The organism is Defluviimonas sp. D31 (assembly GCF_033436765.1).
Classification (GTDB): Bacteria; Pseudomonadota; Alphaproteobacteria; order Rhodobacterales; family Rhodobacteraceae; genus Albidovulum.
In genome coordinates this window covers 1-3917 of the sequence record NZ_JAWQFN010000048.1, presented here as the reverse complement: position 1 = coordinate 3917, position 3917 = coordinate 1, and the positions used below count along the sequence as shown (strand labels likewise).

Here is a 3917-nt window from a genome sequence, read left to right as displayed (position 1 = left end):
GCCCCGCGCCCTCGGCGTCGGTATCGTCCTGGGCCTGGACGTCGAGCACCGCGGTCTGGTTCTCGGGCACCGAGACCGCGGCCAGGCTGGTGATCGCCGGGGCGGCGGAGAGCATTTTGAACTGGCTAGCCGTAACCGAGGACTTTGGCATGAAGCTTGCGATGGTGATGGCGCTTGCCGGGCCTGCTCCGTCGGGATCCCACAACAGGTAGGACCTTCCGTTCCCACCGGTGAATACGAACTGACCATGGCCGACTGCAGTTGCGGACGCGCCGACGACGAACCATCCCGGATCCAATTGGCCGTCTACCAAGCCATTGCCTTCTGTGAGACCGAAATCGGTCGGGTCGATTCCGATCCAATCCTCGGAGGAGGAGTCTTGAATCTTGTCGGCACTTTCCGGATCGGAGCTGATGATAAATGTATCCCGTCCAGATCCTCCATAAAGCTGGTCGCTGCCCTCGCCACCGACGAGAACATCGTCACCGTCGCCGCCCTCGAGGCGATCATTGCCTAGCCCGCCATTTAGCGTGTCATTACCGCCGTTTCCCGCCAGGACGTCGTTTCCATCAAGGCCGAACATCTGGTCGTCGCCAGCGGTGCCCGAGAGACTGTCGTTGAGTTCTGTTCCGACGATGACATTGGGCGGGCACATTCTGACCTCCCCCTCGCGTGACTGGTTGAAAAACCGGTGAACGGATTGATTTACAAGAAAAATTCTGGTGTAAACCCAACCAGAATACGCGGGATATCAAGGGGGTATTATAGCTCTTTACCCTTCCGGTCAGTATCGTACCAAGGTAGTAACTCTTTCGCGGCCATTGTCGCGGAACTCATGCGCCAAGACCGATTCGCTCCCGTAAGTCGCCGCGACGACCGGACCATCACCGAAGCTCGGTTCTGACCTCTGCCGGTCTCCAGCGACGAGAATACGGATCGTGACCGAGCAGGCGAAGGATGACGCAGGCCATAAAGGCCGCAATCTCCCGGTGTCCCTGAAAATCGGACCCATCGTGCCGGACATCGGCGCATCGCGCGACAAGACCATGCCGGGCGAAGGTCGGCGGCGATCCGCCTGAGGCGCGCGCTCCCCCCTCAGTCAGCTTCTACTGTCGCATCTCTGACGGCTGAAGCCCGCTGCGTTCCTTTTGCAACTTACATTGGTCTGCCGCAGGATTTGATCCTCCGGCAGACCTTCATAGCGCCGAGACCGTCGTTGGCCCGCGTCGGGAGGAGCTCGATTAAGTCGTTCGCTGAACCTGGGCATTTCCCTCGCTTTGCCTGTCAGGGGCATTGCGACGTTACACCCAGGCCCGGCGGCCCGATTTTTTCGAGGCAGGCGGGCCGAAAACTAGGCGCGGAGCCGTTCGCCGTCCGGGTCGAAGGGCGGGCGGTCGAGGACAGCCCCGCGATGCGGCCGGCCGAGGATCATCACCTCGACCTCGGTTCCCGGCGCCACGCCCCGCAGATAGGCGAGCGCGAGGGACTTTCCGACCGAGTAGCCGTAGGCGCCCGAGGTCACGCGGCCCACGGGCTTGCCGCCCGCGAGGAAGATCGGCTCGCCCCCGGTCGCATCCGCTTCCTTCACGTCGAGCACCTCGACCATGGACAGCGACTCGCGCGGAGCGCGGTCCATCAGCGCGGCATAGGCGGCCTTGTTCAGGAACTCCTTGTCCATCTTGATCAGTGGCGCGAGCCCGGTTTCCTGCGGCCAGTACTCGGGGCTGTATTCGCGGCTCCAGGACCCGTAGCCCTTCTCGACGCGCAGGCTCATCAGCGCCCGCGACCCGACCGGACCGGCGCCGACCGCCTTGCCGGCTTCCAGAAGCGCGGCATAGAGCGCGGCCTGATCCTCGGTCCGGCAATGCAGTTCCCAGCCGAGATCGCCGGTGAACGAGACCCGGATGGCGACGACCTCGACCCCGGCCAGGGTGATCCGCGCCGAGCGCATGAACGGGAAGTCCGCGGTCGCGAGCGAGGCGTCGGTGAGCCCCTGCAGGAGCGCCCGCGATTGCGGCCCGGCGACGTTGAAGCCGCACATCGCCTCGGTCCGGCTCTCGAAACGCACGGTCGCGGGGCGCGCGACGGCGTCGAAGAAGCGCTTGTGGTAGCGTTCGGCCATGCCGGAGCCGACGATCAGGAAGTCCTCCTCGCCGAGCTTCGTCACCGTGAAATCACCCGCGATCCCGCCCCGCACGCCGATGAGCGGCGTCAGGCAGGACCGGCCCACCGCCTTCGGCATCCGGTTGGCGAAGAGCGCGTCGAGCCAGTCCGACGCGCCCGCGCCCGTGACCCGGTACTTGGCGAAGTTGGAGATGTCGATGATCCCCGCGCGGTCGCGCAGCATCCGGCATTCCTCTCCCACTGGGCCCCACCAGTTCTGGCGCGTGAAGCCGTTGGTGTCGGTCGTGCCGGTCGTGTCGGAGAACCACAGCGGGTGTTCCCAGCCGTAGTTCAGGCCGAAGACCGCGCCCAACGCCTTCTGGGTCTCGTAGACGGGCCGGGTGCGGACCGGGCGGCCCGCCGCGCGTTCCTCGTTCGGGAAGTGGATCTTGAAGCGGTTCGCGTACTGGTCGCGCACCCGCGCTTTGGTGAAGGCCTTGTCCGCCCATTCGCCGAACCGCGCCACGTCCCAGGCGAACATGTCGTACTGGCTCTCGCCGTCGACGATCCACTGCGCCGCCATCAGGCCCATTCCGCCCGACTGCGAGAAGCCGGGGATGATGCCGTTGCAGCAGAAGTAGTTCTTCAGGTCGGGATGCGGGCCGTAGAGCACGTTGGCATCCGGCGACCAGATCATCGGGCCGTTGATGACCCGCTTGATCCCGGCCTCGCCGACCGCCGGCACCCGGTCGATGGCGCGCATCATGTTCTCCTCGATCCGCCCGAGGTCGTCGGGGAAGAGGTCATGCGCGAAGTCGAGCGGCGTACCCTCCTCGGCCCAGAAGCGCATGTCGCGCTCGTAGGCGCCGATCAGGAGACCCTTGCCCTCCTGCCGCAGGTAGTATTCCCCGTCGCGGTCCGCGACCGAGGGCAGGCGGCGGTCCATGTCGGCGATGGCCTGGATCGTCTCGGTGACGAAATACTGGTGCTCGGTCGGCTGCAGCGGCAGCGTGATCCCCGCCAGCGCGGCCACTTCGCGCCCCCAGAGACCGGCCGCGTTGACCACCCAGTCGGTGCGGATGTCGCCCTTGGGTGTGCGCACGATCCATGTCCCGTCGGGCTGCTGCTCGGTCGCGGTCACCGGGGTGAAGCGGTGGATTTCGGCGCCGCGCTGGCGCGCACCCACGGCATAGGCATTGGTCACGCCCGACGGGTCGACATTGCCGCCCGAGGGTTCGAACATGATGCAGCGGATGCCGTCGAAATTGACCAGGGGATGCAGCCGCTCAGCCTCGTCGCGGCTGACCTCGTGGAAGTTCAGCCCGTAGTATTTCGCCTTGGCCGCCTGCAGGCGCAGCTGGTGCTCGCGCGCCTCGGTCTGCGCGAGGTAGAGCGACCCCGGCTGGAACACCCCGCAGCCCTGGCCGGTCTCGGCCTCGAGCGTCTTGTAGAGATCCATCGTGTAGTTCTGGATCCGGGTGATGTTGTTGTTGTCGTGCAGCCCGTGGATGTTGGCCGCCGCGTGCCAGGTCGAGCCGGAGGTCAGCTCGTCGCGCTCAAGCAGGACGACATCGGTCCAGCCGAGCTTGGTGAGGTGATAAAGGATCGAGCAGCCGATGACGCCGCCTCCGATCACGACAGCCTGGGCATTGGTTTTCATGTGTAAGCCTTTCGGGAAATCGTCGTTTGTATGGGTACTGCGGGAGGGGCTCACGGCTCGTCGCTGCCGATCTCTTCTTTCCGGCGGGCGACATAGGCGTCAAGCGCCTCGCGGATGGCGGGGTCCAGCGTGGGCTCTTCGTAGTCGCGCAAGG

Annotated in this window: 4 protein-coding genes; 1 reads left to right on the top strand and 3 read right to left on the bottom strand. The window is 65.4% G+C overall.

From position 1 onward, the window contains the following. Nucleotides 1-655 (bottom strand): calcium-binding protein (locus tag R5H32_RS20725; RefSeq protein WP_318340533.1); only part of this gene is annotated, 655 nt, incomplete at its 3' end. Nucleotides 656-938: 283 nt separating this feature from the next. Between R5H32_RS20725 and R5H32_RS20720 the strand changes: the two genes are divergently transcribed. Beyond that, nucleotides 939-1079, top strand: a complete 141-nt coding sequence (locus R5H32_RS20720) for a hypothetical protein (RefSeq protein WP_318340532.1) — start codon at nucleotides 939-941, stop codon at nucleotides 1077-1079. 272 nt (nucleotides 1080-1351) lie between these two features. On the opposite strand, the gene R5H32_RS20715 is transcribed toward R5H32_RS20720, so the two are convergent. After that, nucleotides 1352-3763 (bottom strand): FAD-dependent oxidoreductase, encoded by a 2412-nt coding sequence (locus tag R5H32_RS20715; RefSeq protein WP_318340531.1) that lies wholly within the window; start codon nucleotides 3761-3763, stop codon nucleotides 1352-1354. Nucleotides 3764-3813: 50 nt separating this feature from the next. Then, complete coding sequence (locus tag R5H32_RS20710; protein ID WP_318340382.1) at nucleotides 3814-3915, bottom strand: trimethylamine methyltransferase family protein; 102 nt, start codon at nucleotides 3913-3915, stop codon at nucleotides 3814-3816. Between the last annotated feature and the right edge of the window lie 2 nt (nucleotides 3916-3917).